Raw genomic sequence first — 26,839 nt, forward strand, 5'->3', positions numbered from 1 at the left:
GGGTATGGCCGGAACGGCATGCGTCGGCCGCGATGGCGGCGCGACCGATACCGTACCGGCAGCGGCCCGCCCGGAACGAACGGAATGCCCGGCACTTGGTCAGGGGATATTCCGTTGCCGAGGTGCCCGATGGCCGACATGCTGACCCCGCCGATCCGCTTCACCCCCGCGCTCGAACAGCGTGAGCCGGACGAGGCGGAGACGATCGCCGATCTGAACCGGTCGTTCGACATCATCCTCGACACGACGGCGACGGATTATGGCAAGGCGGTGCGGGCGGTACATGCCAAGGCGCATGGCATCGTGAAGGCCGAACTGACGGTCCACGACGGACTGCCGGACGAATATGCGCAGGGGCTGTTCGCCACGCCGGGCCGCCATGCGGTGTGGATGCGCTTTTCGACCAATCCGGGTGATATTCTCGACGATGCGATCGGGTTGCCGCGGGGCCTCGCGTGGAAGGTGCTGGACGTCGATGGCGAACGGTTGGCGGGGGCCGAGGGGCGGACGCAGGACTTCGTGATGGTCAACGCGCCGGCCTTCGCCGCGCCCAACCCGAAGAAGTTCGCCGGCAATCTGAAGCTGCTCGCCAAGACGACGGACAAGGCGGAATGGGCGAAGAAGGCGCTGTCGTTCGTGCTGCGCGGGGCCGAGGCGGCGCTGGAAGCGGTCGGGACCGAAAGTACGTTGCTGAAAACGATGGGTGGGGCCAAGAACGTCCATCCGCTGGGCGAAACCTATTTTTCCGCCACGCCGTTCCGCCATGGCAACTATGTCGCGAAATATCAGGTGGTTCCGGTGTCGGGCGACCTGACCGCGCTGACCGATACGGTCGTGGATACCAGCGGGCGGCCCAACGCCATCCGCGAGGATATGCAGGCATCGATGCGCGACCTGCACGGCGTCTGGGAAGTCCGCGTCCAATTGCTGCGCGATACCGAGAAACAGCCGATCGAGGATGCCGCGACGCCATGGGACGAGGCCGACAGCCCGTTCGTCACCGTGGCGACGATCCGTGCCGAACCGCAGGATAGCTGGGCGGCCGACAAGGTCGCGCAGGTCGATGAGAATCTGCGGTTCAGCGTGTGGACCGGGCTTGCCGCGCATCAGCCGCTGGGTGGGGTCAACCGCGTGCGCAAGCCGGTGTATCAGCATTCGGCGGACTATCGGAAGCGGGTCAATGGATGCCCGATGTACGAGCCAGACGCGCCGGGCAAGGCGTAGCGAAGCTACGCCGAGCCACAAGGCGCGTCCGGCCGGCGGCGCGGAAAGCGCCGACCGACGACACGGGCTTTGCCCGTGGCCGGCCCCGGAACTACTGTGGAGCAAGCGCCGCGTCGTCAGCGTGTATGGATTCCGGCCTTCGCCGGAATGAAGGAGGAGAGAGGCTCACCCGCCAATTCCCCCAAAGTTTACAAAGTTTACACTAACGACGTGGTTCGCCGGTATCTCAATACCGGCGAAGCAGTCCCGCCAGGCGACCCTGTACCCGCACCTGATCCGGGCGATAGCGCTGCGGATCGTGGCTGCGGTTCGCGGGATCGAGGCGGATCATCGCGCCTTCGCGGCGGAAATATTTGAGCGTTGCCTCGCTCTCCTCGATCAACGCCACGACGATCTCGCCGTCGCGCGCCGTTTCGGTGCGGCGGACCAGCGCGTAATCGCCGTCGAGGATGCCGGCTTCGACCATCGAGTCACCGGCGACTTCAAGCGCGTAATGATCGCCAGCCCCCAGCAGCGCGGCGGGGACGGGGAGCGTCGCCTGCCCCTCGATCGCCTCGATCGGCAGGCCGGCGGCAATGCGGCCGTGCAGCGGCAGTTCGACCACGTCGTTGGCGGGAGTGGGAATGGCGCGCGGTGCCGCCGCCTTGACCATCGGCTTCTTTTCGTCCGGCCGGTCGGGCATCCGCAACACTTCCAGCGCGCGGGCGCGGTTGGGCAGGCGGCGGATGAATTCGCGTTCTTCCAGCGCGCTGATGAGGCGGTGGACGCCCGACTTCGACTTGAGGTCGAGCGCGTCCTTCATTTCCTCGAACGAAGGCGACACGCCGGTCGCGCGCAACCGGTCGTCGATGAAGCAGATCAACTCGTGCTGCTTACGGGTCAGCATACCATCCTCCGTCGGAACAGACGTGGAACCAATAGGAAACGTTTTTCTTGCCGTCAAGCGAGTTGCAGGATTTCCGCCGAGTCGCCCGCCATTGCTGCCGGGGCATGCGGCGCGCGGATGATGAGGCAGTCCGAGCGCGCCAGCGTGCGCAGCATCGAACTGTCCTGGATCGCGGCGGTCGACACCGTGCCGCCGATCAGCGTCGCGCGCAGATAGTCCTGGCGCGGGCCGTTGGCGGGCAGCGGATGGGCAAGCGTTGCGGCGATCGGACGGGGCAGCGGTTCGGCCGCGCCGGCGATCCGCGCGACCAGCGGGCGGACGAACAGCAGCGCGGTGATGCAGGCCGATACCGGATTGCCGGGCAGCCCCAGCACGGCGGCATCGCCCCGCCGCCCGGCGAGCATCGGCTTGCCCGGTCTGAGCGCGATCCGCCAGAAGTCGAGGCTGCCCCCGGCGGCGATCAGCGCGGGCTTGACCAGATCGTGGTCGCCGACCGACGCGCCGCCGGTCGTGACCAGCAGGTCGCAATCGACCGCGCGGAACGCCGCTTCGAGCGCATCCATCCGGTCGGGCAGGATGCCGAGGTCGATCCGGTCGACCGGCAGATCGGCGAGCAGCCCGGCGAGCATCAACCCGTTGGTTTCGGGGAGCTGATCGGGGCCGATCGCGCTGCCCGCCGGGACCAGTTCGTCGCCGGTCGCGGCGATCGCGACGCGGACGCGGCGGCCGACCACCAGCGTGCCATGCCCGCCGATCGCCGCCAGCGCGGCGCGGGTGGGGGTGATACGTTCCCCGGCGGCGATCAGCACCTCGCCCTCGCGGAAATCGAGCCCGGCGCGGCGGACGTTGCCGCCACGCACCGGGCCTTCGCCGGTCAGCGTCAGCCGGTCGCCGTCGCGCGCGGCTTCCTCCTGCACCAGCACGCAGTCGGTCCCGGCGGGCATCGCCGCGCCCGTGAAGATGCGGGTCGCCTGTCCCGTGCCGACGCTGCCGACGAAGGATGCGCCGGCGGCGGATTCGCCGATCACCTGCCACGGGCCGGGCAGGTCGTCGAAGCGGATCGCATAGCCGTCCATCGCCGACAGCGGCCGGGCGGGCTGGGTGCGCAGCGCGACGATGTCGGCGGCGGCGAACCGGCCGATGGTGTCGGCGATCGGCAGCGTTTCGGGCTGAACCGCGCGGCCGAGGGCGAGGACGCGGGTCTGGGCGTCGGCGACGGGGAGGAGGGTCATGGCGCGGCCTTTGCGGAGAATGGGTACGGAGGATGGATATTCCCCCTATCGTACCCCGGCGAAGGCCGGGGTCCAGTTGGATGGCGATCGCAAAAGGGTGTGATCCATCCACCTTGAAACAGACGTCATCCCAGCGAAGGCTGGGATCTCATCGGGATAGCGTGCGACAGGAGCCGCTTGAGGCCCCAGCCTTCGCTGGGGCGACGATGCCATTCAGACGGACCAGACTCCGAGGTACGAAGCGGTGCGAGCACGCGCATTCAACGGCGTTCGCTCACCCGCGCACCCAGTCGCCCGACTTGCCGCCGCGCTTTTCGAGCAGGCAGACGCCTTCGATCACCATTGTCTTGTCGATCGCCTTGGCCATGTCGTAGACGGTCAGCAGCGCGACCGAGGCGGCGGTGAGCGCCTCCATTTCCACCCCGGTCTGGCCGGCGGTGGCGGCGGTGGCGGTGGCGCGGATCGCTTGCGGCTCGAACGCGAAGTCGACCGACAGCTTCGTCAGCGGCAGCGGATGGCACAGCGGGATCAGGTCGCTGGTGCGCTTGGCCGCCATGATCCCGGCGACGCGGGCGACGGCGAGGACGTCGCCCTTCTTGACGAGGCCATCGCGGATCGCGGTGATGGCTTCGTCCGACAGGGTGATGCGGCCGGTGGCGATCGCCTGCCGCTGCGTTACCGCCTTGCCACCGACGTCGACCATGTGCGCGCTGCCGTCGGCGTCGAGGTGGGTCAGGCTCATCCGATCATCGCCCGCGTCGCGCCCTCGACATCGGCATGGCGCATCAGCGCCTCGCCGATCAGGAAGCAGCGGACGCCGTGGGCGGCCATCGCGTCGAGATCGGCGCGTGAGGTGAGGCCGCTTTCGGCGACGAAGGTGCAGCCGGCGGGTGCATGGCCGACCAGTTCGTAGGTACGATCGAAGCTGACCGAAAAGTCCTTGAGATTGCGGTTGTTGACCCCGATCAGCCGCGAGCGCAGCGCCAGCGCGCGGTCGAGCTCGGCGCGGTCGTGGACCTCGACCAGCACGTCCATGTTTCGTTCGATCGCCGCCGCCTCGATCTCCTGCATTTGGCTGTCGGAGAGGGCGGCGACGATGATGAGGATCGCGTCGGCTCCGATCGCGCGGGCTTCGGCGACCTGCCACGGATCGATATTGAAGTCCTTGCGCAGTACCGGCAACCCGCACGCGGCGCGGGCGGCGATCAGATACTCGTCGGCTCCCTGAAAATAGTCGACATCGGTCAGCACGGAGAGGCAGGCAGCCCCCCCGGCGGCATAGGCGCGGGCATGGGCCGGGGGATCGAAATCGGCGCGGATCAGCCCTTTGGACGGGCTGGCCTTCTTGATCTCGGCGATCAGCGCATGGCCGGGCGCGGCGTCGAGCGCGGCGCGAAAGCCGCGTGGCGCGCTCTGTTCGCTGGCCCGTGCGTCGAGGTCGGCGATCGAGGCTTTGGCCGAACGCTCGGCGACTTCGGCGCGCTTGGTGGCGAGGATGGTGTCGAGCATCGTCATGAATAGGCGATCCATTGGTCGAGCAGCCGGTCGGCCGCGCCATTGTCGAGCGTTTCGGCGGCGCGCTCTGCCCCGTCGGTGAGGTCGGCGGCGGTGCCGGCGATGAGCAGCGCGGCGGCGGCGTTGAGCAGCACCGCGTCGCGGTAGGCCCCGCGTTCGCCCCGCAACAACCGGCGCAGCGCCGCTGCGTTATGGCGTGCGTCGCCGCCGCGGATCGCGCTGATCGGGTGGCGCGGCAGGCCGGCGTCCTCGGGCACGATCCGGTCGGACAGCGTCATGCCGACGGGGACGACGATGGTCGGGCCGGCGCCCGAGATTTCGTCCAGCCCTTCCTCGCCCGACACGATCAGCGCGGTTTCGGCACCGAGCAACTCCATCGCCTGCGCATAGACCGGCGCGTAATCGGGGCGGGCAATGCCGATCAACTGCCGCGTCACCCGCGCCGGATTGGCGAGCGGCCCCATCAGGTTGAAGATGGTGCGGCGGCCGATCTTCTGGCGGATCGGGGTGATGCGCTTCATCGCCGGATGGTGGTTGGCGGCGAACAGGAAGGCGATGCCGAGGTCGGCGAGCGTCGCCTCCGCCTGTCCTCCGGCGCGCGCCATGTCGAGGCCGAGTGCCTCGAGCGTGTCGGCCGCACCCGCCTTGCTGGAGGCGGCGCGGTTGCCGTGCTTGGCGACGGGCACGCCCGATGCCGCCACGACGAGGCTGACGGCGGTCGAGACGTTGAGCGTGTGATGGCCGTCGCCGCCGGTGCCGCAGACGTCGATCGCTCCCTCCGGTGCGTGGATCGGGATCATCCGGGCGCGCAGCGCGCGGGCGGCCTCGGCGATCTCGATGCTGGTTTCGCCGCGCTGCGTCAGCGCGATCAGGAAGCCGGCGATCGCCTCGTCCGCCACGGTGCCGTCGAGGATCGCGGCGAAGGCTTCGGCCGCGCTTTCGTGGGACAGCGGCGTCGACGGATCGGGGAGCAGCGCGCGCGTGGTCATGCGCGCAGCCCCGCGTCCTTCAGGAAATTGGCGAGCATGGCGTGGCCGTGTTCGGTGGCGATGCTTTCGGGGTGGAACTGCACGCCGTGGATCGGGAGGTCACGGTGGCGGAAGCCCATGACGCTGGCGTCCGATGCGGTCGCGTTGACGTGGAGGCAGTCGGGCACATCGGTGACGATCAGCGAATGATAGCGCGTCGCGGTGAACGGCGAGGGGAGGCCGGCGAACATGCCAGTGCCGTCATGCTCGACCGGGCAGGTCTTGCCGTGCATCAACCCGCCGCGCACCACCTTGCCGCCGAAATGCTGGCCGATCGCCTGATGGCCGAGACACACGCCGAGCAGCGGGCGCTTCGCTTCGGCACAGGCGGCGACGAGGTCGAGCGAGATGCCGGCTTCGTTGGGGGTGCAGGGTCCGGGCGAGATCAGCAGCGCGTCAGCCCCGGTCGCCAGTGCCTCCGCCGCGGTCATGGCGTCGTTGCGCTCGACGCGGACCTCCACGCCCAGTTCCATCAGATAATGGACGAGGTTCCAGGTGAAGCTGTCGTAATTGTCGATGACGAGGATCATGCCCCCGCCATAGCGTGCGATGTCCGCCGTGCAACATCCCGAAATCCTCGTGCGTTCAGCCAATGCTAATCAAGGGCACCGGTATGAGTGGGGTCATGAGGAGATCGGCGATGATGCGGACGGGTTTGGCGGGGCTGGCGTTGCTGTTCGTGGTTCCGGCGATGGCGCAGGACGCACCGGCCGATCCGCCGCGCAAGGTGCGTAACGCCACCGTCTATGGCGAGGAGCCATGCCCCAAGGCGGCCGACCCCGAGGAAATCGTGGTGTGCGCGCGGCTGGGCGAGAGCGAGCGCTATCGCATCCCCAAGCGCTTCCGCGACCAGCCGTCGCAGGCGAGCGGCGATTCGGCATGGTCGGCGCGGGTCGACACCGCGATGGAGGCGGCGCGGATCGGGCGGCCGAACAGTTGTTCGCCGGTCGGCGACGGCGGGCAGACCGGCTGTACCCAGGCGATGCTGCGGCAGTGGTTCGCTGAACGGCGGCAGACCCGGGCGGCGGAAAGCGATATTCCCTGATTTGATCCGCTCACGCGGATGCGGCGGTGCCGGCCCGCTTCCCCGCCCGGCCACCCACGCAAGTATATTGATGGGTGGCCGGGTGAGGGTAGCCCAGCAAAGTATTACTTTGCTGGGACCCGTGGGGGAGCGGGCCGGCACCGCTTCGATCCGGCACCGGCCGGATCGCGAACAACTTCACGCCGCGCTGCTGAACCGGTCGCCGGGGCGGGGCGCGTAGCGGCGGCCGGTGCCCTTGCCATCGTCCTTGGCGGCATAGAGCGCGGCGTCGGCGCGGGTGCGCAGTTCAGCGCTGGTCGCGGCATCCTCGGGGAAACAGGCATAGCCGATGCTGGCCCCCACCATCGCCGACCCCGTGTCGCCGACGTCGTAGGAGCCGCCGGCGATGCGGTCGATCAATCCACTGGCGAAGGCGTCGACGGCGGCCGGGGGCATGTGGCGGACAACGATCATAAATTCGTCCCCGCCCAGTCGCGCGACGATGTCGTCGGGGCCGGTCGCGGCGAGCAGGCGCGCGGCGACGCCCGCCAGCAACCGGTCGCCTGCGGCGTGGCCCAGCCGGTCGTTCACGCCCTTGAATCCGTCGAGGTCGAGGCACAGCACCGCCATCGCCCGGTCGTCGGCATGGGGCAGCATGGTCAGCGCCTCGTCCAGCCCATAGCGGTTGAGCAGGCCGGTCAGCGCGTCGTGGCGCGCGAGATGGCGGTTCGCTTCCTCCGCCTCCAGCGTGGCGATCAGCGTGCGGTTGAAATTGCCGAGCACGAAGCGGATGCCCAGCACGAACGGAATCATCATCGGCAGGATCGCGAGGAGCAGCGGAATGCCCGAGAGCGCGGCGCCAAGCTTGAACGGCACGTCGCATAACAGGACCAGCAGCATCGCAAGGCGTGGCGCAGCGTAATTGCGCGCGCAGATCGGCGCGATGACGCCCATAATCATCGTCGTCGACACGATCATCAGCACCGGTTCGGCCCGCAGCATGATCGTGGCCGCGACCGCCCCTTGCAACGCGCACCAAAGGATCGACAGCACGACCGAAGCGTCGATTGCCGGTATCTCGCCACGGGCACGCTCTGCCTCGATCCGGCGGACGGTGCGAACGCGCACGGTCAGCAACGCCAGTTCGATCGCGGCGAAGGCGAGGAACACGGCGGCGTGCGTCGAGAACCATGCGACGCCAAGGACGAGCAGGCCGTTCGCCGCACCGAGGAACAGCGCGACCGGCGACGACAGCAGCTCCGCCAGCAGCATCGGCCGGGCGTTCGCGCGGACCGGTGCGCCGGGCTGGACCAGCCAGGACAGCAGCGGATTGCGCGACGACAATCTGGCCCGTGGTCGGTTCATCAGGGCTTTTCCCTCCAACCCGGCAGCATGACCGAAGGGTCCTGCGATTCGGTTAAGACGCCGGCGTCGATCCCTTGCGCGACTCGCGGCGGCAGCGGTCGGAGCAATAGACGACATTGTCCCAGTCGCGCTCCCATTTCTTGCGCCATGCGAACGGGCGCTCGCACACCGGGCAGAGCTTGGTCGGCAAATTCGCCTTGGCGACGCCCTGCGGCATCAGCGCGGCTGCGCGTTCAGGAAGGCGGCGACGTCGCCGAGGTCGACGCTGCGGTCGAGATAGGTCGCTCCGATGCCGCGCACGAGCAGGAACGGCAGCGTGCCGCCCTCGCGCTTCTTGTCGTGGAGCATATGGCCGACCAGCGTCTCGCCCGAGGCGGATATGCCGGTGGCGGCAAGGCCGTCGGGCAGGCCGGCGGCGCGCAGATGCGCGGCGACCCGCGCGGCGTCCTCCGGCGGGCACAGCCCCTTTTCGGCGGAATAGGCAAAGGCCAGCGCCATGCCGGCCGCCACGCCCTCGCCGTGGAGCAGCGAGCCATCGTATCCGGCCTCCGCCTCCAGCGCATGGCCGAAGGTGTGGCCGAGGTTGAGCAGCGCGCGCCGCCCGCTCGTCTCGCGCTCGTCCTCGCCGACGATGCGCGCCTTGGCGGCGACCGAGCGGGCGATGGCGTGGGTGCGGGCGGCGGGATCGCCGGCCAGCAGCGCGGCGACGTTGGCTTCGCACCAGTCGAAAAATTCCGGGTCGTCGATCAGGCCGTATTTGACGACCTCGGCATAGCCGGCGCGGACTTCGCGGGGAGGCAGCGTGTCGAGCGTCTGCGGGTCGATCAGCACCAGCGCGGGCTGGTGGAACGCGCCGACCAGATTCTTGCCGGCGCGGGTGTTGATCCCGGTCTTGCCGCCGACCGACGAATCGACCTGTGCCAGGAGAGTCGTCGGCACCTGCACGAATCCGCAGCCACGCTTCAGGATCGCGGCGGCGAAACCGACGAGATCGCCGATCACCCCGCCGCCCAGCGCGACGATATGGTCGCCGCGCTCGATGCCCAGCGCCAGCAGCGAATCGAGCAGCGTCTCCAGCGTCGCCCAGCTTTTCGAGCCTTCGCCCGCCGCGATCGTGACCGCCTCGTTCGCCACGCCCGCCGCCGACAGCGAATCGCGCAGCGTCGCGAGGTGTCCGGCGACATTGGCGTCGGCGACGATCACCATCCGCCGGCCGCGCGCGATGGCGGCCAGCCGTTCGCCGCTGCGCGCCAGCACCCCGTCCTCGATCACGATGTCATAGCCGCGCTCGGCAAGGGCGACGGGGATGATGGTCATTGGCCGATGGCTTTCAGGATGGCGGAAACGGTGGCGTCGTGCGGCGCATGCTGGCTGACGACATGGACGGGGGCGAGCGCATAGACCGGATTGCGCACGCGGGCGAGGTCGGTCAGCACCCGTTTGGGGTCCTTGCCGCGCAGCAGCGGACGGGTGTCGCGCCGGCGGACGCGGTCGGCGAGTACGTCGGGCGACGCATCGAGCCAGATCGCCAGCGCCTGGTCGAGAATCAGGTCGCGCGTTTCCGCCTGCATGAACGCGCCGCCGCCGGTCGCGATCACCTTGGGCCGGCCATCGATCAGCCGGGCGATGACCCGGCGTTCGCCGTCGCGGAAATGATCCTCGCCGAAGCGCTGGAAGATTTCGGCGATGGTCATGCCGGCGGCATGTTCGATCTCGTTGTCGGCATCGACGAAATCCAGCTTCATCCGCTGGGCCAGACGGCGGCCGACGGTGGATTTGCCGACGCCCATCAGCCCGATCAGTACGATCGGCTTGCCGCTCCAGCGGGGCGGCACGGGGGGGCGGGGGTCTTGGGTTTGCAGCATTGCGCCGGGGGCTATACAGCCGCCCCGCCGATCGGGCAAAAGGCGCGTCGTCGCAACCCACCCCCTTTGTTTCGGGACGATCTGATCCATGTCGCGTTCGCTTCTAGTGCTTCTCGTCGTCCTTGTCGCCCTGATCGGCGGCATGTTCGTGTTGGCGGGGCGGTCGACCGAGCAGCAGCCGGTGCAGGTCGAAAAGGCGGTTGCGCTTGAAAATCTCGCCAACTGATCGCTGGCGCATCGCCGCCGGCCTGACGATCGCCCTGGTCGCGGGCGTGCCGGCGATCGGGCAGGACGTGCCCGAATCGCTGTTGCCGCCGGGCTTCGGTGACAGCCCTGCGCCGACTCCCGCCCCCACGCCGACCCCGCGGCCCAGCGCGTCGGCAGCGCCGGGCGGGCAGAGCTTCGCGCCGCCCGCGCCGATCGTCCAGCCGTTGCCCGGCACGATCGGCCTGCCGGTGCCCGGCGCGACTCCTGCCGCGACGCCGACGCCGACCCCGGTCGATGCGCAGGCGCTGCGCGAATATGAACTGCCCGACTATGCCCGCCGCTCGACCGCCGAGATCGGCATCGCCGGCGAAGCGGGTGCGGCGTTCGGGGCGAATGCGTTCGGCGATGCCGGCGGGCCGTGGCTGCAGGCGCTGATGCGGCGGCTCGACGCGCCGGTCGCCTCGCGCTGGCTGTCGATCGCGCTGCGCCGCGCGCTGGTCGCGAACGTCGCGACCCCGGGCGGCGTGAACGGCGCGGATTTCGCCGCCGAGCGCGCATGGCTGCTGCTGCGCATGGGCGAGGCACCCGCCGCCCGCGCGATGGTGCAGGCGGTCGACATCGAGAATTATACGCCCAAGCTGTACCAGATCGCGTTGCAGGCGATGCTGGCGACAGGCGATCCGGGCGGGCTGTGCCCGCTGGTCGACGGTGGGCTTGCCAGTTCGAACGAGCGCGGCTGGCGGCTGGCGAACGCGATGTGCCTCGGCCTGTCGGGCGAACCGCGCCAGGCGGGGCGGATCGTCGATCAGGCGAAGCGACAGGCGCCGGGCGGCGGCGCGATCGACGTGGCGCTGGCCGAAAAGATCGTCGGCGCCGGCGCGCAGGGCCGCCGCGCGGTGACGATCGAATGGGACGGCGTCGATCGCCTCAGCGCATGGCGCTATGGCCTCGCCGCCGCCAGCGCGACCGAGGTGCCGGGATCGCTCTATGCCACGGTCGGCCCGCAGGTCCGCTACTGGCATGCGACCGCGCCGCAATATGCGGCGGGCGCGCGGCTTGCCGATGCCGATCTGGCGGCGGCGCAGGGCGTGTTGTCGAGCGGGGCGCTGGTCGATCTCTATGCGCAGCTCGGCACCGATGAGGATGCGACGAGCACCCAGACCGCGCTGTCGAGCGACCTGCGCACCGCCTTTACCGGCAGCGATGCCGACCGGCTGGCGATGCTCAAGCAGTTCTGGGCGGTCGAGGGCAGCGGCCCGCTGGGGTTCGCGCGGCGGGTGCTGACCGCGCGCGCGGCGGCGATGATCGCCCCGGTCGCCGCGCATGTCGCCGATGCCGATGCGCTGATCGCGTCGATGCTGACCGCCGGGCTCGACCTGCCGGCGATGCGCTGGGCGGGGGTGGTCGCGCCCGCCAGCGATGGCTGGGCGATGCTGGCGCTGGCCGATCCGGTCGGGCGGATGGTGCAGCCGGGCGCGGTGTCGGACTATGCCGGAAGCGACGAGCGCAAGGGGCAGTTGCTGTTCGCTGGGCTGGCCGGCCTCGGCCGGTTGCCGCAGGGCGAGGTGCGGGGGCTCGCCAGCGACCTCGGCGTCGCGATCGGCGCGCGCAATCCGTGGACCGATGCGATCGACCGCGCCGGGGTGAACGGGGAAGCCGGAACCGTGCTGCTGCTCGCGGCGGTGGGCATGCAGACGCGCGACTGGCGCGGGGTGGGAGCGGAGACGCTGTTCCACATCGTCGCCGCGCTGCGCGCCGCCGGCCGCGAGGGCGAAGCGCGGATGATCGCGGCCGAAGCGATCGCGCGGGGGTGAGCGGGGCGATCCGCTACTCCCGTCGTCACCCCGGACTTGTTCCGGGGTCCACCGTGCCGCGAGCGGTAACGCCTGATCCATGGGCGGCAACGCCTGTCGACGGGTGGACCCCGGAACGGGTCCGGGGTGACGGTGGTGTCTGGGGCGGCGGCTTGTGACCACCGACCGCATCCTGATCGACCGGTTCCTCGAAATGATGGCGGCCGAGGCCGGCGCTGCGCGCAACACGATCGCCGCCTATCGCACCGACCTGACGCTCGCCTCCGACACGTTGAACGGCCGGCTGGGCGAGGCCGATGCGGCGGCGATCGGGCGGGTGGCGGACGAGTGGCGTACCCACGCCAAGTCGACGGTCGCGCGCAAGAGCGCGGCGCTGCGCCGGTTCTTTGCCTTCCTGCTCGACGATGGCCTGCGTGCCGACGATCCGGGCGAGGCATTGCCCCGGCCCGGCGCGCATCGTGCGTTGCCGCGCACGCTGTCGACCGGCGATATAGACGCGATGTTCGCCGCGATCGCCGACCGGATCGCGCGCGTGCCGCCCGACCGCAACGACCTGCGCCTGTCCGCGCTGTTCGAGCTGCTCTATGGATCGGGGCTGCGCGCGACCGAGCTGGTGTCGTTGCCGCGCGGCGGGATCGCCAGCGACCGGCCCTATCTGATCCTGAAGGGCAAGGGCGGGCGCGAGCGGATGGTGCCGCTGTCCGACCGCGCGCGCGCCGCCGTGGTGCGCTGGCGCGCGCATGTTCCCGCCGACAGCGTGTGGCTGTTCCCGTCGGGCAAGGGGCATCTGACGCGGGTGCGCCTGTACCAGATCGTCCGCGCGCTGGCGGCCGAGGCGGGCATTCCGCCCGACCGGATCAGCCCGCACGTCCTGCGCCATGCCTTTGCCACGCATCTGCTGGAGGGGGGGGCGGACCTGCGCGCGTTGCAGGCGATGCTGGGCCATGCCGACATCGCCACGACCGAAATCTACACCCATGTCGACACGTCGCGGCTGGTGCGGCTGGTCAACGAACGCCACCCGCTGATTGACGAAGGGCGGGTGCGGCCATAGGGCGCGGGACCATGGCCACCTTTCTCGACTTCGAAAAACCCATCGCCGAACTGCAGGCGCGGATCGACGAACTGCGCGATACCGCCGCCGATGGCGCGGTCGATATTGCCGCCGAGATCGGCCGGTTGCAGACCAAGTCCGACCGGCTGCTGCGCGAGACCTATGCCCGGCTGACCCCGTGGCAGAAGACGCAGGTCGCGCGCCACCCCGAACGGCCGCACTTCAAACATTATGTCGCCGCGCTGGTCGAGGATTTCATGGAGCTGGGCGGCGACCGCGCCTTTGCCGACGACAGCGCGATCCTGGGCGGGATCGGCCGGTTGCGCGGGCGCCGCGTGATGGTGATCGGCCATGAGAAGGGCGACGACACCGCGTCGCGGCTGCGCCACAATTTCGGCATGGGCAAGCCCGAGGGCTATCGCAAGGCGATCCGGCTGATGCAGCTCGCCGACCGGTTCGGCCTGCCGGTGGTGACGCTGGTCGACACCTCGGGCGCGTTCCCCGGCATCCAGGCCGAGGAGCGCGGCCAGGCCGAGGCGATCGCGCGCTCGACCGAAGCGGCGCTGAACCTTGGCGTGCCGATGGTATCGGCGATTCTGGGCGAGGGGGGCTCGGGCGGCGCGATCGCGCTGGCGGCGGGCAACCGGGTGCTGATGATGGAGCACGCGGTTTATTCGGTGATCTCGCCCGAGGGGTGCGCGTCGATCCTGTGGCGCACCGCCGACAAGGCGCCCGAGGCGGCCGAGGCGATGCGGGTGACGGCGCAGGACCTCAAGGCACTGGGCGTGATCGACACGATCGTCACCGAACCGCTGGGCGCGGCGCACCGCGATCCGGCGGCGGCCATCGCCGCGCTGGGCGATGCGATCGAGGGGGTGCTGACCACGCTGGTCGGGCAGGACGCGGCGAGCCTGCGCGCGGCGCGGCGGCAGAAGTTTCTGGCGATGGGGCGGCTGTAACGCCGTCCGCCATCCCAAAACGGGGGCGTCGATACACGAACGGGCGGCGGAACCATCGTTCCGCCGCCCGTCGCGTATAATCGATCCTTGGAACGATTATCAGGTAGCCGGCGTGTTCTTCATGTTCGACGTCACGTTGTTGAAGGTCGACGTGAGCTGACCGCCCAGACCCTTCATCGCGGTGATGGCGGCAACGGCGATCAGCGCGGCGATCAGGCCGTACTCGATTGCGGTCGCGCCCTTGCTGTTCTTCACGAAATTACGAATCTGCTGCATTCCGGTCTCCATGGTTCTGCGTGGTTCGACTTACCCGGCCGTTCGGATGATCCACCCGTTCAGCACCACCCTTGTACCGATCCGCTGGTTGAGAAAGTTTTAAGACCGGGAACCCGACGCGATGCGCAATGTTATGGGCGCGGCCCGTTTTGGATCACTTTTTCGCTGACGTGCGCCCACATGTCGGTCGTGGTGCCGGCCAGCAGCTTCAGGCTGACGATCAGCACGACCACCACCAGCCCGAGAATCATGCCATATTCGATCGCGGTGCCGCCACGCCGGTCGCGCCATAGTTTGCGTGCGAAACGCAGGACCGATCGCATACAGCCACCCCTCCCCGGACTAGGTTCGCCCCGATTGATAACGATACGAGGTTAATGAAATGTCGATGCTGTTCGTCACCGCCGCCGCCATGGTCGATCGCGACGGGCGCGTGCTGGTCCAGCAACGGCCGCCGGGCACGCACATGGCCGGGCTGTGGGAATTTCCCGGCGGCAAGGTGGAGCCGGGCGAAACGCCCGAAGCGGCGCTGGTGCGCGAATTGCACGAGGAACTGGGGATCGTGGTCGACCATAGCTGCCTTGCCCCCGCCGCCTTCGCCAGCGAACCGCTGGGCGAACGGCATCTGCTGCTGCTGCTCTATGCGCTGCGCAAATGGACGGGCATCCCGCAAGCGCTTCAGGCGACGGCGCTCAAATGGGTCCGCCCGGTCGAACTCCACGCGTTGGCGATGCCACCCGCCGACCGGCCGCTGATCGCGCTGCTCGAAGCGCTGATCTAGTGTCGGATTCACCTGACCAGAAGCGTCGCCCCAGCGGAGGCTGGGGCCTCCCGCGATTCCTGCTGCGTGCCAAAACGGGGAGATCCCAGCCTTTGCCGGGATGACGCCTGGTTCGAACCCGACGGATCAAACCCTACCCCTCCTTGCGTCCCAGCGCGTCGGCGAGCGAGGCGGTGGCGCTGCCCCGGCGGGCCGGTTGCGGCTGGCTGGGGGCGGGGGCCCAGCCGGTCAGGTAGATCACTTCGAACGTCTCGGTCGTGCGGCCATCGGCGTCGGCCTGCGCCGCGAAGCTTTCGGCGGCGGCGGCGAGCGTGTCGCGCGCCAGCGGTGCCTGTCCGAGCAGACTGGTCGCGCCCATGCCGCGCAGGTCGCCGATCAGCCGGCCGATCCCGGCATAGCGCACGCGCAGCACCTCCGAATCGGCGACCGGCAGCGCGAATCCGGCGCGCACCAGCAGGTCGCCCGCCGATCGCAGGTCGATCTGCGGATGCACCCGCGCCGCCGGTCGCTCGCTCTCGGCGGTCAACAGCGCGCGCCGCAACGTGGCCAGCGTCGATCCGCCGGTGAAGGCGGCGAGGAACAGCCCGTCGGGACGCAGCGCACGGCGGATCAAAGTCAGCGCGCCGGGCAGGTCGTTGACGCTGTCGAGCGTGCCCACCGATACCACCAGATCGAACGCGCCATCGGCGAACGGCAGCCGGTCCTCATCACCCTGCACGCCACCGGCGGCGCGGGCAAAGGCGAAGCCGGGATCGAAGCGCACCACCCGCGCCCCCGCCGGCGGGACGAAGGCGGCATCGGCACAACCGAGGTCGAGCACGTCGGCAAAGCTGCGGGTGACGGCGTCGAGCCGTTCGGCGACCCCCTCCAGCATGAAGCGATGCAGGAAATCGGCCTCGGCGAAGCCGGTGGCGGCACGGTCGCGGTGCGCGCGGCGGCGGCGGCGGGCGAAAAGATCGGGAACACTCACGCCGCCGCTTGTGCCGGGCGGGGGCCGCCGCGACAAGGGCGGGCATGCGCCCCGCCGCCCTTCTTGCCGGACTCGCCGCGCTGGCGCTGCCGCCGCGCTGCCCGGGGTGCGGCGTGGTGGTGGAGGCGGATCACCGCTTCTGTTCGGCATGCTGGAGTGGCTTGCGGTTCCTCGGCGATCCGGCCTGCGCGCGCTGCGGCATCCCGTTCGCGGTGGCGGGGGAGGCGGTGTGCGATCCCTGCCGCCGCCGCCCGCCGGCGCATGGCGGGGTGCGCGCCGCCGTCGCCTATGGTCCGGTCGCGCGCGATGTGGCGCTGAAGCTCAAATATGGCGGGCGGCTGGCGCTGGCCGACACGATGGCGCGGCTGATGCGGCGGCAGGTGCCGGGCGACGTGACGCTGATCGTGCCGGTGCCGCTGCATCGGCGGCGACTATGGACGCGCGGGTATAATCAGGCGGTGCTGATCGCCGATGCGTTGGCGCGCGCCACCGGTCTGCCGGTCGAGCGTCATGCGCTCACCCGTATCCGCGCCACGCCGCCGCTGCGCGCGATGGGCCGGTCGGCGCGGGCGAAGGCGGTCGCGGGGGCGTTCGCCTGTGGCGATCCGGCGCTATTCCGGGGGCAGGCGGTGCTGCTGGTCGACGATGTCCACACCAGCGGATCGACCACCGACGGCTGCGCGCGGGTGCTGCTGGCGGCCGGGGCGGCGTCGGTCCGGGTGCTGTGCTGGGCGCGGGTCGTGGGGACGGACGATTGACAAGGGGGCGCTCACGCCACACCTCCACCCCATGGCTACCATTCTCATCTACACCAAGGCGTTCTGCCCATACTGCGTCCGTGCCAAACGGCTGCTTGACGAAAAGGGCGCGGCCTATGACGAGATCGACATCTCGATGGGCGGGGCCAAGCGGCAGGAGATGCTGGCGCGCAGCAACGGGCGGACCACCGTGCCGCAGATCTTCATCGGCGATACCCATGTCGGCGGGTCGGACGATCTGGCGGCGCTGGAGCGTGCCGGCAAGCTGGACCCGCTGCTGGCATCGTGAAGCTCGCGCTGCTCCAGATGACGGCGGGGATCGATCCCGCCGCCAATGCCCAAGTGCTGGTCGATGCCGTCGAACGGGCGGCGGCGGGCGGGGCGGCGATGCTGTTCACTCCCGAGATGTCGGGGCTGGTCGACCGCGACCGCGACCGGGCGGCGGCCAATCTGTTTGCGCAAGACGACGATCCGGTGCTGGCGGCGGTGCGCGAGGCGGCGGCGCGCGCCGGACTCTGGGTCCATCTCGGCTCGCTCGCGGTGCGGCGGGACGACGGGCGGCTCGCCAATCGCGGCTATGTGATCGACGCTGCCGGCACCGTCCGCGCGACCTATGACAAGCTGCACCTGTTCGATGTGACGCTGCCGACCGGCGAGGCATGGCGCGAATCGGCCAGTTACGCGCCGGGCGATGCCGCGCGGGTCGTCGCGACCCCGGTCGGGATGCTCGGCCTGTCGATCTGTTACGACCTGCGCTTTTCCGACCTGTTCCGCGCGATGGGCGATGCCGGGGCGCAGGTCCTGGCGGTGCCCGCCGCCTTCACCGTGCCGACCGGCCACGCCCACTGGCACGTTCTGCTGCGCGCCCGCGCGATCGAGGCTGGCGCGTTCGTCATCGCGGCGGCGCAGACCGGCCACCATGCCGATGGTCGCACCACCTATGGCCATTCGCTGGTCGTGGGACCGTGGGGCGAGGTGATGCTCGATATGGGGAGCGACGCCGGCATCGGCTTCGTCACGATCGATCCGGCGCAGGTGGCGGTGGCGCGCGCGCGCATTCCGGTCGCGCGCCACCGCCGGCCGATCCCGCCGGTCGAGGTGGTGGCGTGATCGTTTTCGACCTGCGCTGCGGGCAGGGCCATGTGTTCGAGGCGTGGTTCGCCTCCAGCACCGCCTATGACGAGCAGCGTGTCGCGAAGCTGATCCACTGCCCGATGTGCGACGACGCCGATGTCGCCAAGGCGGTGATGGCCCCGAACATCGCCGCTAAGGGCGGGGGCGAGCGGCCCTCGCCGCAGGCGGTGAAGGCGGCGCTGACGATGCTTGCCGAGGCGCAGCGCAAGGCGCTGTCGGGCAGCGAATGGGTCGGGCGCGGTTTTGCCGACCGCGCGCGGGCGATGCACAGCGGCGCGGCGGACGTGGCCCCGATCCACGGACAGGCGACCCGTGCCGAAGCAAAGGCGCTGGTCGAGGAAGGCGTGCCGATCGCGCCGCTGCCCCTCCCGGTCGTGCCGCCCGAACAGGCGAACTGACGCCGGGCCGTTGCGTCGGCGGATCGGGGGCGATAGAGCGTCGAACGATCGGCCGCGTAGCTCAGCTGGACAGAGCGCCGCTTTCCTAAAGCGGGCGTCGGGGGTTCGAGTCCCTCCGTGGCCACCAGATTTCCAAGGTCAGATCCAGCTACCCTGAAGCAAGCGTCATCCCAGCGAAGGCTGGGGTCCATATACGCCGACGCCGGTGATCGAATTGCACCCGCTGCGTCTATAGGTTCCCGCCTGCGCGGGAACGACGAAAAGCCGTGGCGTTAGCCGCATATCGATCCGATCCAGGACCGATCGACATTCAGCCAGGCGGCGGCTCCTGCATCTCCCCTCCCTGACAAGGGAGGGGCCGGGGGTGGGTCGGCCCGCGAGGAAACGCAAGCGCTCCACAACCGGACTACCCACCCCCAACCCAGTTTCGGGTGAACAGTGCCCCACACTGTTCAGGTCATGCCGGGGGCATGACCGACCCGAAACTCTTGTCAGGGAGGGGAGCAGATTGGGAAGGCATTTCGCTGAATATCGATCCGGCCTAACTGCCACAGTCCCAGCGACCGCCCTGATATACGCTCTCGCCATTGTCGGCGGTGCGCATGGTCAGGCTCGCCGGCCGGCTTTGGGTCGAATCGCTCGTCTGGACCGGATCGCCGGGCTGCGGCGTGAGGATGAACGACACGCCGTCACCCGCCGCGATGCCGCCGAGTGCGATCGCCTCGCGCCCCGGCGTGGCGGCGGCGATGCGGCGCAGGCGGTTGCCGTATTTGACCAGCCCGTCGCCCTCGTCGCGCAGGTGGAGCAGAATCGCGCCCGATCCGGCGTCGCGATAATCGCATCCGCTGCCGAGCAACTGCCTGTCCTGAAAATCGGCGCGCACCATCGGCTGGAGGTCGGGCGCGGGGTGGGGGTCGGGCTCCTCGGGAACGCCGGGCAGCACGCTCGGTAGCGGGCGGGGCGAGGGCGTGACGCCGCCGCCCGACCCCGCCGGCACCGCCGCCGTCACCGCCTCGTTCGCCTCGCGCGGCGGATCGGCCGAACAGGCGGCGAGCAGCAAGGCGGCAAGCAGGGGCATGCGGATCATCATCGTATCGAAACGTCTCGCCGCACGACGACGTTCCGCCCCTATCCGCGCCCGATCAGCGCCAGCACTTCCTTGCGGCTGCGTTCGTCGTCACGGAATACGCCCATCATCCGGCTGGTCGTCATGGTGACGCCGGGCGTGCGCACCCCGCGCGCGGTCATGCAGCCGTGCGTCGCCTCGATCACCACCGCGACGCCGCGTGGTTTCAGCCCGTTCCAGATACAGTCGGCGACCTGCGCCGTCAGCCGCTCCTGCACCTGCAACCGCCGGGCATAGCCGTGCAGCACCCGCGCCAGCTTGGAAATGCCGACGACATGGTCGCGCGGCAGATAGGCGATATGCGCCTTGCCGGTGATCGGCGCCATGTGGTGTTCGCAGTGCGACTGGAACGGAATGTCGCGCAGCAGCACGATCTCGTCATAGCCGCCGACTTCCTCGAACACGCGCGCCAGATGCCGCGCCGGGTCCTCGCCATAGCCCTGGGTATATTCCTTCCATGCCCGCGCCACGCGCTGCGGCGTGTCGAGCAGCCCCTCGCGCGTCGGGTCCTCGCCGGTCCAGCGGATGAGCGTGCGGATCGCTTCAGCCACATCGTCCGGCACGGGAAGCTTCGGCGCGGGCGCGACCGGATCGCCGTCGCGCATGTCGTCTGTCGCGTCACCCATCTTCGATTCCATTCCCGATCTTCTGCCACGCAGGGTTCAGCGCGTCGGCGCTCTGTATACGGGCAAGTGTGGCTTCCATACCCGTTCAAGGAGAGAAAGTGCATGCACCACCGCCTTCCCCGTTGACGGGCGATGGTTGCTACGTCACCAAATACAAATAATTCGACCGGTATCAATCGGCGGTTAGCAGGAGGGGATGCCATGACCAAGTTCGACCTGTTGGGGGCGACCGCGCTGTCGGTGTGCATCGCCGCCGCCCCGGTCCACGCGCAGACGACCGAAACCCCGGTCGCGCCCGCCACGGTTGCCGCCCCGGCGGCGCAGCCGGACTCGGAGGAAGGGTGGGGCAACGACATCATCGTCACCGCCAACCGCCGTGCCGAACCGATCCAGGACGTGCCGATCGCGGTGACGGCGGTGAACGCGCAGTTGCTCGACGACGCCGGGGTGCGCGACATTCGCGGCCTCGAACAGCTCGCCCCCTCGCTCCAGACCACGACCGGCCAGTCGTCGGCGGTGTCGACCTCGCTGTCGATCCGCGGCGTCGGCACGGCGGGCGACAATCCGGGGTTCGAACCGGCGGTCGGCGTGTTCATCGACGGCGTGTTCCGCTCGCGCGCGGGGATCGCCATCGCCGAACTCCCCGAAGTCGAACGGATCGAGGTGCTGCGCGGGCCGCAGGGCACGCTGTTCGGCCGCAACACCTCGGCAGGCGCGCTGTCGGTGTTCACCGCGCAGCCCAAGTTCGATCTGGGCGGCTATGTCGAGGGCGAATACGGCAATTTCAACGCCTATGAGATCAAGGGTGCGCTGACCGGCCCGGTCGCCGAAAGCCTCGCGCTGCGCGTCGACGGCGGCTATCGCAAGCGCGACGGCTATATCGACGATGTCAATTCCGACCGGTCGTTCAACGACATCAACCGCTGGTACGTGCGCGGACAGGCGCTCTACGACACCTCGACCTTCAGCTTCCGGCTGATCGGCGATTATTACAAGACCGACGAACAATGCTGCGGCGTCGTCAGCGGCACGCGCGGCAGCACGGCGGCGGCGATTCAGGCGATCGGGGCGGGGCAGGGGCGCACCGGCATCTACACCGGATCGCCGTCCGAGCGGCGGATGGCGGCATCGCCCGGCCGCGATTATGGCGAGGCGGTGCGCGACTGGGGCGTGTCGGGTGAGATCAACGCCGATGTCGGCGATTTCAAGCTGACGTCGATCAGCGCGTATCGCGACTTCCGCGTGCTGCGCAATCAGGACATCGACTATTCGGGGATCGATCGCGCCTACCGCGAGGGCTATCGCTCGGCGCTGCGCGACATCACGCAGGAAGTCCGGTTTCAGGGCCAGTTGTTCGACGGCAAGGTCGATTTCCTCGTCGGCGCCTTCTACCTCAACGAAAAGCTGCAACTGCGCGACACGGTGCGGCTGGGTAGCGACGCCAACCGCTATGTCGACACGCTGCTGGCCGGCGCGCTCGCGGCACCGCCCGCGTCGGGCGGGATCGGGCGGCAGGCGCAATTCTACGGCAGCTTCAACGTGCCGACCTTTACCCAGCTCGTCACCGCGCTGCGCGGCGGGCCGGCGCTGCCCGCCGGCACCGTGCCGCTGTTCGGCCAGTTGCTCTATGCGCAGAGCGCCGCGCTGCAACAGGCGGCCCCGCCGGGATCGGCGCTGTTCAACTATCTCAACACCCCGCTGACCCCGAACCAGCCGGGGCAAGGCAACAACAACGACGAATTCCAGGTCGATACCAACGCCTTTGCGCTGTTCACCCACAATATCATCAACGTCAGCGACAAATTGTCGGTGACGCTCGGCCTGCGCTACAATTACGAGCGCAAGGAGCTGGCGGCGTCGATCAACAGCAATCCGGCGGCGTGCAACTTCTTCCTCGGCACCGATGCCAACGCCGTCACCTATCGCAACCTGATCCGGCAGGCGAGCCCGGCGCTGTTCCAGAACCTGTTCCTGCTGAGCTGCAACCCGGCGATCAGCAGCGAATTCAACGGCAACTACACCCATGACCGCAGCGAAAGCCGCCTGACCGGCACCGCCAAGCTCGCCTATAAATTCACCGCCGACGTGCTGGGCTATGCCAGCTATGATCGCGGCTTCAAGTCGGGCGGCTATAATCTCGACCAGGCGAGCTTCAATACGCGGGTGCTGGGCGGCGACGGCGCGCAGGCGACCGATCTGGAATTCGGCGCGGAGACGGTCGACAGCTACGAACTGGGGCTGAAAACCAGCCTGTCACGGCAATTCTCGTTCAACGCCGCGCTGTTCTATCAGAAGTTCAAGGGGCTCCAGTCGCTGATCTTCGCGGGCAACAGCTTCGTCGTGCAGAACGTGCCCAAATCGACCGCCAAGGGTATCGAGCTGGAATCGGTGATCCAGCCGATCCGCGCGCTCAATTTCCGGCTGGGCTATACGCTGCTCGACGCCGCCTATGACGCGAGCAACGACTTCACCGGCACCCCGCTCCAGAACCAGAACGGCCGCCAGTTCCTGAACCAGCCGCGCAACGTCTTCACCGTCGCCGCGACATGGACCCCGCGCCTGACCAGCACACTCAACGCGCTGTTCCATGTCGACATGCGCTACAACAGCGACGTGTCGATCGTGCGCGACGGGACGGGGACGACGACGGTCGGCAACGATGCCTATCCGCTGCTCAACGGCAAGATCGGTGTCGCGACCGACGACCGCCGGATCTCGGCGGAATTCTTCGTCGAGAATATTACCAACCAATATTATAACATTTCCGGTTTCGCGATTCCCGAGCAGACCGGAACCTATGGCGTCTATCCGGCGATGCCGCGTTTCTATGGCGTGCGCGCCCGCTTCGGGTTTTAAAACCCGTCGGACGTAGCGTCATTCAGGGTTCGTTTCGACCGGTCGTGGCAATTCCCCCGCGACAACCGCATCGGAACATTGCATAACCGCCAACCTGCCGCGCCCTGACCGGCGCGGCCCTGTAGGGGGATTAGGAGATTATCATGGCCAAGGAACCCAAGACGACCGGTACGACCGGCGCTGCCAAGGGCGGAATTGCAAAGCCGGTGACGCCTTCGGCGGACCTCGCGAAGATCACCGGATCGGACCCGTTGCCCCGCAGCGAAGTCGTGAGCAAGATGTGGGAATACATCAAGAAGCACGATCTGCAGGATCCCAAGGACAAGCGCCAGATCCTCGCCGACGAGACGCTGGAAAAGCTGTTCGGTAAGAAGTCGTGCAGCATGTTCGAAATGAACAAGCTGCTCAGCGCGCATATGAAGTAAGCTGGTCGAGGGCATCCGCTCTCTTTCGGTTTTATCGACGCCGCTTCGGGGACAGGCCCCGGGGCGGCGTCGTTCGTTTCGGTGCATCGCGCCGGACCGATTGCCCGCGCCCCGGTCGTGCCGATCGCCACCGCTTCGGAGAGGATATCCATGAACGAGAATTGCACCGCCGATCGCCCGAGCTTCGTCACCCATCTCGAATGTTCGCTGACCGGCGAGCGCTACCCCGCCGACCAGCTCCACGGCCTGTCGCGCGCCGGGCGGCCGCTGCTCGTACGCTATGATCTGGACGCGGTCGGCCGTGCATTGTCGCGCGACACGCTGGCCGCGCGGCCGACCGATCTGTGGCGCTGGCGCGAACTGCTGCCGGTGCGGGATTCCGGCAATATCGTCACTCTCGGCGAGATCGAGACACCGCTGATCGAACTCGCCGCCGAACCCGGCCGGCCGATCGTCAAGGACGAGGGGCGGCTGCCGACCGGCTCGTTCAAGGCGCGCGGGCTGGTGATGGCGGTGGCGATGGCGAAGGCACTGGGCGTGAAGCGCATCGCCATGCCGACCAACGGCAACGCCGGCGCGGCGCTCGCCGCCTATGCCGCGCGCGCCGGCATCGCCACGACCATCTTCTGCCCGGCCGACACCCCCGAGATCAACGTGCGCGAGATCGCGATGCAGGGCGGTGATGTGTGGCGGGTCGATGGCCTGATCGACGATTGCGGCGCGATCGTCGGGAAGGGCGCGGCCGAGGGGCTGTGGTTCGACTTCTCGACGCTGAAAGAGCCGTACCGGATCGAGGGCAAGAAGACGATGGGCCTCGAACTCGCCGCGCAGCTCGGCTGGACGTTGCCCGATGCGATCTTCTATCCGACCGGCGGCGGCACCGGGTTGATCGGTATGTGGAAGGCGTTCGACGAGCTGGAGGCGCTGGGCTGGATCGGATCGCAGCGGCCGCGGATGTATGCGGTGCAGGCGTCGGGCTGCGCGCCGATCGTCAAGGCGTATGACGACGGCGTCGAACATGCCGATCGCTGGGAGGACGCCCACACCGTCGCCGCCGGCATCCGCGTGCCGCGCGCGGTTGGCGACTTCCTGATCCTGCGCGCGGTCCGCGCGAGCGGCGGCCGCGCGCTGGCGGTCGACGACGACGCGATCCTGCAAGCGGTCGATGATGTCGCGCGGGGCGACGGGCTGCTGCTATGTCCCGAAGGCGGCGCGACGCTGGCGGCGTATCGCGGCGCGCTGGCCGACGGGCTGGTCGGTATCGAGGAACGCGCGGTGCTGTTCAACTGCGCCACCGGCCTCAAATATCCGATGCCGCCCGCCGAGCAGTTCCTGTCGAAAGACGCGCCGATCGATTTCGATCGCTGGCGGTAGAGGGCGTTCAGCAGCGCTGCCCTCTCCCCTGAATAGGGGAGAGGGATACCGCAGCTTGCCAGCTCGCTGGCTAGCGCAGGTTGGGTGAGGGGCGAAGCGAGCCGAAGGCTCGCGCGCTCGCTTGCGCGAGCGCCGACCCCTCTCCCAGCTCCGACTAGGCCTTTGCTTGTGCAAAGACCAAGTCTGCGCATCCCTCTCCCCTTGTCAGGGGGAGAGGGAGCAGTAGCGTTACCGCCCCGCCGCGTTCGCCGCGCTCAACGCCGCGCGGACCGTCGCGGTGGCCACGTCGCCGTCGATGCCGACGCCGAACACCCGCCGCCCGTCGGGCAGGGTGCATTCGAGATAGGCCGCCGCCTGCGCATCCGCGCCATGGCCGATCGCATGTTCGCTGTAATCGACCACGTCCATGTCGACGCCGCCGTCCTCGCGCAGCGCCGCAAGCAGCCCCGAGAGCAACCCGTTGCCCTTGCCAGAGATCGCGCGCTCCTCACCGTCCAGCCGGACGCGGCCGACGAAGGTGCGTGGCGGCCCGCCGCCCGGCGCATGCGTTTCGGCATAGTCGATCAGCGCATAGCGTTCGGACCCGTGCGGCAGATAGGCCCCGGCGAACGCGGTCCAGATGTCGGCGGCGTTCAGTTCGCGACCCAGATCGTCAGCCATCTGCTGGACGTGGCGGCTGAAATCGGCCTGCAACCGCTTGGGCAGTTTTAGCCCCTTGTCCTGTTCGAGCACCCACGCGACGCCGCCCTTGCCCGACTGCGAATTAACGCGGATCACCGCTTCGTAGCTGCGGCCCAGGTCGGCGGGATCGATCGGCAGATAGGGGACTTCCCACAGCCCGTCGTTACGCAGCGCCTGCGTCGCCATGCCCTTCTTGATCGCATCCTGATGGCTGCCCGAAAAGGCTGTGAACACCAGGTCGCCGGCATAGGGTGTGCGCGGATGGACCGGCAGGCTGGTGCAGTAATTGACCGTGTTGACCACCTCGTCGATGTCCGACAGGTCGAGCTTCGGGTCGACGCCCTGCGTGTACAGGTTCAGCGCGACGGTCACGAGGTCGCAGTTGCCGGTCCGCTCGCCATTGCCGAGCAGGCAACCCTCGACCCGGTCGGCCCCGGCCATCAGCCCCAGTTCGGCCGCCGCCACCCCGGTCCCACGATCGTTATGCGTGTGCAGCGAGATCACCACGCTGTCGCGGTTGGGCACGTTGCGGCAGAACCATTCGATCTGGTCGGCATAGATATTGGGCGTCGCCGCCTCGACGGTCGCCGGCAAGTTCAGGATCAGCGGCCGGTCCGGCGTTGGCTGCAACACCTCCATTACCGCCGCGCAGACCTCGACCGAGAAATCGGGTTCGGCGGTCGAGAAGGTTTCCGGGCTGTATTCGAAGCGCCAGTCGGTGTTCGGACGCTTGCCGGCCTCGTCGCGCAGCACCTTCGCGCCGGCGACGGCGATGGCTTTCACCTCGGGGCGTTCCATGCCGAACACGATCCGCCGCCACGCCGGGCTGACCGCATTGTAGAGGTGGACGATCGCCTGCTTGGCACCATCGAGGCTCTCGAAGCTGCGCTCGATCAGGTCGCGGCGCGACTGGGTCAGCACCTGCACCCACACGTCGTCGGGGATGCGATCCTGCTTCACCAGCCCGGAAATAAAATCGAACTCGGTCGCGCCGGCCGACGGGAAACCGACCTCGATCTCCTTCAGCCCGACCTTGAGCAACAGGTCGAAGAAGCGGTTCTTCTTCTCAGCGCCCATCGGATCGATCAGCGCCTGATTGCCGTCGCGCAGGTCGGTCGACAGCCAGCGCGGCGCGCGGGTGATGGTGCGCGACGGCCATTGCCGGTCCGGCAGGGCGATGGTGGGGAAAGGGCGGTATTTGGTCGAAGGATCGCGCAACATGGTGTCTTCAGCCTGTCAGGGGCGCATCGCTCATGGGTGC

30 protein-coding genes and 1 tRNA gene are annotated in these 26,839 nt (G+C 68.8%); 15 read left to right on the forward strand and 16 right to left on the reverse strand.

Features of this window, described 5'->3' with window-relative positions; genetic code table 11:
* The first annotated feature begins 138 nt into the window (after positions 1-138).
* Positions 139-1,224 (forward strand): catalase family protein, encoded by a 1,086-nt coding sequence (locus tag LRA89_RS10525; RefSeq protein WP_443024967.1) that lies wholly within the window; start codon positions 139-141, stop codon positions 1,222-1,224.
* A gap of 226 nt (positions 1,225-1,450) precedes the next feature.
* On the opposite strand, the gene lexA is transcribed toward LRA89_RS10525, so the two are convergent.
* The 6 genes from lexA to LRA89_RS10555 form a co-directional block, all read right to left on the reverse strand.
* On the reverse strand, positions 1,451-2,110 hold the full coding sequence (gene lexA, locus LRA89_RS10530) for a transcriptional repressor LexA (RefSeq protein WP_230770105.1): 660 nt from the start codon (positions 2,108-2,110) through the stop codon (positions 1,451-1,453).
* Between the two features lie 53 nt (positions 2,111-2,163).
* Complete coding sequence (locus LRA89_RS10535; RefSeq protein WP_230770106.1) at positions 2,164-3,342, reverse strand: molybdopterin molybdotransferase MoeA; 1,179 nt, start codon at positions 3,340-3,342, stop codon at positions 2,164-2,166.
* A gap of 274 nt (positions 3,343-3,616) precedes the next feature.
* The gene (gene moaC / locus LRA89_RS10540; protein ID WP_230770107.1) at positions 3,617-4,084 is read right to left on the reverse strand and encodes a cyclic pyranopterin monophosphate synthase MoaC; all 468 of its coding nucleotides are present in this window, start codon (positions 4,082-4,084) and stop codon (positions 3,617-3,619) included.
* Positions 4,081-4,857, reverse strand: a complete 777-nt coding sequence (gene trpC / locus LRA89_RS10545) for an indole-3-glycerol phosphate synthase TrpC (protein WP_230770108.1) — start codon at positions 4,855-4,857, stop codon at positions 4,081-4,083. Before trpC ends, moaC begins: the two co-directional genes overlap by 4 nt.
* Positions 4,854-5,846 (reverse strand): anthranilate phosphoribosyltransferase, encoded by a 993-nt coding sequence (gene trpD / locus LRA89_RS10550; RefSeq protein ID WP_230770109.1) that lies wholly within the window; start codon positions 5,844-5,846, stop codon positions 4,854-4,856. The genes trpC and trpD overlap by 4 nt, the downstream gene beginning before the upstream one ends.
* Positions 5,843-6,415: an anthranilate synthase component II gene (locus tag LRA89_RS10555; protein WP_230770111.1), complete on the reverse strand. Its 573-nt coding sequence runs from the start codon at positions 6,413-6,415 to the stop codon at positions 5,843-5,845. The genes trpD and LRA89_RS10555 overlap by 4 nt, the downstream gene beginning before the upstream one ends.
* A gap of 110 nt (positions 6,416-6,525) precedes the next feature.
* On the opposite strand from LRA89_RS10555, the gene LRA89_RS10560 reads away from it, so the two are divergent.
* Positions 6,526-6,930 carry a hypothetical protein gene (locus LRA89_RS10560; protein ID WP_230770112.1) on the forward strand — a complete coding sequence of 135 codons (405 nt, stop codon included), beginning with the start codon at positions 6,526-6,528 and terminating at the stop codon, positions 6,928-6,930.
* A 177-nt stretch (positions 6,931-7,107) separates the two neighbouring features.
* Here the strand turns inward: LRA89_RS10560 and LRA89_RS10565 are convergent, their stop codons facing one another.
* Genes LRA89_RS10565 through LRA89_RS10580 form a run of 4 tightly spaced genes read right to left on the reverse strand, consistent with a single transcriptional unit; the run spans position 7,108 to position 10,139 of the window.
* Positions 7,108-8,274: a GGDEF domain-containing protein gene (locus LRA89_RS10565; RefSeq protein ID WP_230770113.1), complete on the reverse strand. Its 1,167-nt coding sequence runs from the start codon at positions 8,272-8,274 to the stop codon at positions 7,108-7,110.
* A 52-nt stretch (positions 8,275-8,326) separates the two neighbouring features.
* Entirely contained in the window at positions 8,327-8,491 is a 165-nt protein-coding gene (locus LRA89_RS10570) for a DUF2256 domain-containing protein (RefSeq protein ID WP_230770115.1), read from the reverse strand.
* Complete coding sequence (aroB, locus tag LRA89_RS10575; RefSeq protein ID WP_230770116.1) at positions 8,491-9,591, reverse strand: 3-dehydroquinate synthase; 1,101 nt, start codon at positions 9,589-9,591, stop codon at positions 8,491-8,493. The genes LRA89_RS10570 and aroB overlap by 1 nt, the downstream gene beginning before the upstream one ends.
* Entirely contained in the window at positions 9,588-10,139 is a 552-nt protein-coding gene (locus LRA89_RS10580) for a shikimate kinase (RefSeq protein ID WP_230770117.1), read from the reverse strand. The genes aroB and LRA89_RS10580 overlap by 4 nt, the downstream gene beginning before the upstream one ends.
* Positions 10,140-10,227: 88 nt before the next feature.
* Here LRA89_RS10580 and LRA89_RS10585 point away from each other — a divergent pair, with 88 nt between their 5' ends.
* The 4 genes from LRA89_RS10585 to LRA89_RS10600 all read left to right on the forward strand — a co-directional run bounded on the left by LRA89_RS10585 (position 10,228) and on the right by LRA89_RS10600 (position 14,173).
* Entirely contained in the window at positions 10,228-10,365 is a 138-nt protein-coding gene (locus LRA89_RS10585) for a hypothetical protein (RefSeq protein WP_230770119.1), read from the forward strand.
* Positions 10,346-12,160, forward strand: a complete 1,815-nt coding sequence (locus LRA89_RS10590) for a hypothetical protein (protein ID WP_230770120.1) — start codon at positions 10,346-10,348, stop codon at positions 12,158-12,160. The genes LRA89_RS10585 and LRA89_RS10590 overlap by 20 nt, the downstream gene beginning before the upstream one ends.
* Before the next feature lie 154 nt (positions 12,161-12,314).
* On the forward strand, positions 12,315-13,214 hold the full coding sequence (locus tag LRA89_RS10595; protein WP_268934913.1) for a tyrosine-type recombinase/integrase: 900 nt from the start codon (positions 12,315-12,317) through the stop codon (positions 13,212-13,214).
* Positions 13,215-13,225: 11 nt separating this feature from the next.
* A complete protein-coding gene (locus LRA89_RS10600; RefSeq protein ID WP_230770121.1) occupies positions 13,226-14,173 on the forward strand; it encodes an acetyl-CoA carboxylase carboxyltransferase subunit alpha in 948 nt (315 codons plus the stop codon).
* A 99-nt stretch (positions 14,174-14,272) separates the two neighbouring features.
* Here LRA89_RS10600 and LRA89_RS10605 read toward each other — a convergent pair whose 3' ends face one another.
* Both LRA89_RS10605 and LRA89_RS10610 read right to left on the reverse strand, forming a co-directional pair.
* Entirely contained in the window at positions 14,273-14,449 is a 177-nt protein-coding gene (locus LRA89_RS10605; protein WP_055760567.1) for a Flp family type IVb pilin, read from the reverse strand.
* Positions 14,450-14,580: 131 nt separating this feature from the next.
* Complete coding sequence (locus tag LRA89_RS10610; RefSeq protein ID WP_055760021.1) at positions 14,581-14,772, reverse strand: Flp family type IVb pilin; 192 nt, start codon at positions 14,770-14,772, stop codon at positions 14,581-14,583.
* Positions 14,773-14,831: 59 nt separating this feature from the next.
* Here LRA89_RS10610 and LRA89_RS10615 point away from each other — a divergent pair, with 59 nt between their 5' ends.
* On the forward strand, positions 14,832-15,230 hold the full coding sequence (locus tag LRA89_RS10615; RefSeq protein ID WP_056497727.1) for a (deoxy)nucleoside triphosphate pyrophosphohydrolase: 399 nt from the start codon (positions 14,832-14,834) through the stop codon (positions 15,228-15,230).
* A 133-nt stretch (positions 15,231-15,363) separates the two neighbouring features.
* On the opposite strand, the gene LRA89_RS10620 is transcribed toward LRA89_RS10615, so the two are convergent.
* Entirely contained in the window at positions 15,364-16,200 is an 837-nt protein-coding gene (locus tag LRA89_RS10620) for a class I SAM-dependent methyltransferase (RefSeq protein WP_230770122.1), read from the reverse strand.
* A 44-nt stretch (positions 16,201-16,244) separates the two neighbouring features.
* Here LRA89_RS10620 and LRA89_RS10625 point away from each other — a divergent pair, with 44 nt between their 5' ends.
* The 5 genes from LRA89_RS10625 to LRA89_RS10645 all read left to right on the forward strand — a co-directional run bounded on the left by LRA89_RS10625 (position 16,245) and on the right by LRA89_RS10645 (position 18,617).
* Positions 16,245-16,958: a ComF family protein gene (locus LRA89_RS10625; RefSeq protein WP_230770123.1), complete on the forward strand. Its 714-nt coding sequence runs from the start codon at positions 16,245-16,247 to the stop codon at positions 16,956-16,958.
* A gap of 31 nt (positions 16,959-16,989) precedes the next feature.
* Positions 16,990-17,247: a glutaredoxin 3 gene (gene grxC / locus LRA89_RS10630; protein ID WP_055760033.1), complete on the forward strand. Its 258-nt coding sequence runs from the start codon at positions 16,990-16,992 to the stop codon at positions 17,245-17,247.
* Positions 17,244-18,068, forward strand: coding sequence for a carbon-nitrogen hydrolase family protein (locus tag LRA89_RS10635; RefSeq protein ID WP_056497721.1), 825 nt, complete (start codon positions 17,244-17,246; stop codon positions 18,066-18,068). The genes grxC and LRA89_RS10635 overlap by 4 nt, the downstream gene beginning before the upstream one ends.
* A complete protein-coding gene (locus tag LRA89_RS10640) occupies positions 18,065-18,490 on the forward strand; it encodes a DUF1178 family protein (protein WP_055760039.1) in 426 nt (141 codons plus the stop codon). The genes LRA89_RS10635 and LRA89_RS10640 overlap by 4 nt, the downstream gene beginning before the upstream one ends.
* A gap of 50 nt (positions 18,491-18,540) precedes the next feature.
* Positions 18,541-18,617 (forward strand) — tRNA-Arg (locus LRA89_RS10645).
* A 414-nt stretch (positions 18,618-19,031) separates the two neighbouring features.
* Here LRA89_RS10645 and LRA89_RS10650 read toward each other — a convergent pair.
* Positions 19,032-19,577 carry a hypothetical protein gene (locus LRA89_RS10650; protein WP_230770125.1) on the reverse strand — a complete coding sequence of 182 codons (546 nt, stop codon included), beginning with the start codon at positions 19,575-19,577 and terminating at the stop codon, positions 19,032-19,034.
* A gap of 41 nt (positions 19,578-19,618) precedes the next feature.
* A complete protein-coding gene (gene folE / locus LRA89_RS10655; protein ID WP_230770126.1) occupies positions 19,619-20,242 on the reverse strand; it encodes a GTP cyclohydrolase I FolE in 624 nt (207 codons plus the stop codon).
* A gap of 201 nt (positions 20,243-20,443) precedes the next feature.
* Between folE and LRA89_RS10660 the strand changes: the two genes are divergently transcribed.
* The 3 genes from LRA89_RS10660 to LRA89_RS10670 all read left to right on the forward strand — a co-directional run bounded on the left by LRA89_RS10660 (position 20,444) and on the right by LRA89_RS10670 (position 24,897).
* Positions 20,444-23,098 (forward strand): TonB-dependent receptor, encoded by a 2,655-nt coding sequence (locus LRA89_RS10660; protein ID WP_230770127.1) that lies wholly within the window; start codon positions 20,444-20,446, stop codon positions 23,096-23,098.
* Between the two features lie 143 nt (positions 23,099-23,241).
* On the forward strand, positions 23,242-23,523 hold the full coding sequence (locus LRA89_RS10665; protein ID WP_055760049.1) for an SWIB/MDM2 domain-containing protein: 282 nt from the start codon (positions 23,242-23,244) through the stop codon (positions 23,521-23,523).
* Positions 23,524-23,673: 150 nt separating this feature from the next.
* The gene (locus LRA89_RS10670; protein ID WP_230770129.1) at positions 23,674-24,897 is read left to right on the forward strand and encodes a threonine synthase; all 1,224 of its coding nucleotides are present in this window, start codon (positions 23,674-23,676) and stop codon (positions 24,895-24,897) included.
* Between the two features lie 228 nt (positions 24,898-25,125).
* Here LRA89_RS10670 and leuA read toward each other — a convergent pair whose 3' ends face one another.
* Positions 25,126-26,799, reverse strand: a complete 1,674-nt coding sequence (gene leuA / locus LRA89_RS10675; protein WP_230770131.1) for a 2-isopropylmalate synthase — start codon at positions 26,797-26,799, stop codon at positions 25,126-25,128.
* Positions 26,800-26,839: the final 40 nt, after the last annotated feature.

The organism is Sphingomonas sp. Leaf4, from assembly GCF_920939515.1.
GTDB lineage: Bacteria > Pseudomonadota > Alphaproteobacteria > Sphingomonadales > Sphingomonadaceae > Sphingomonas.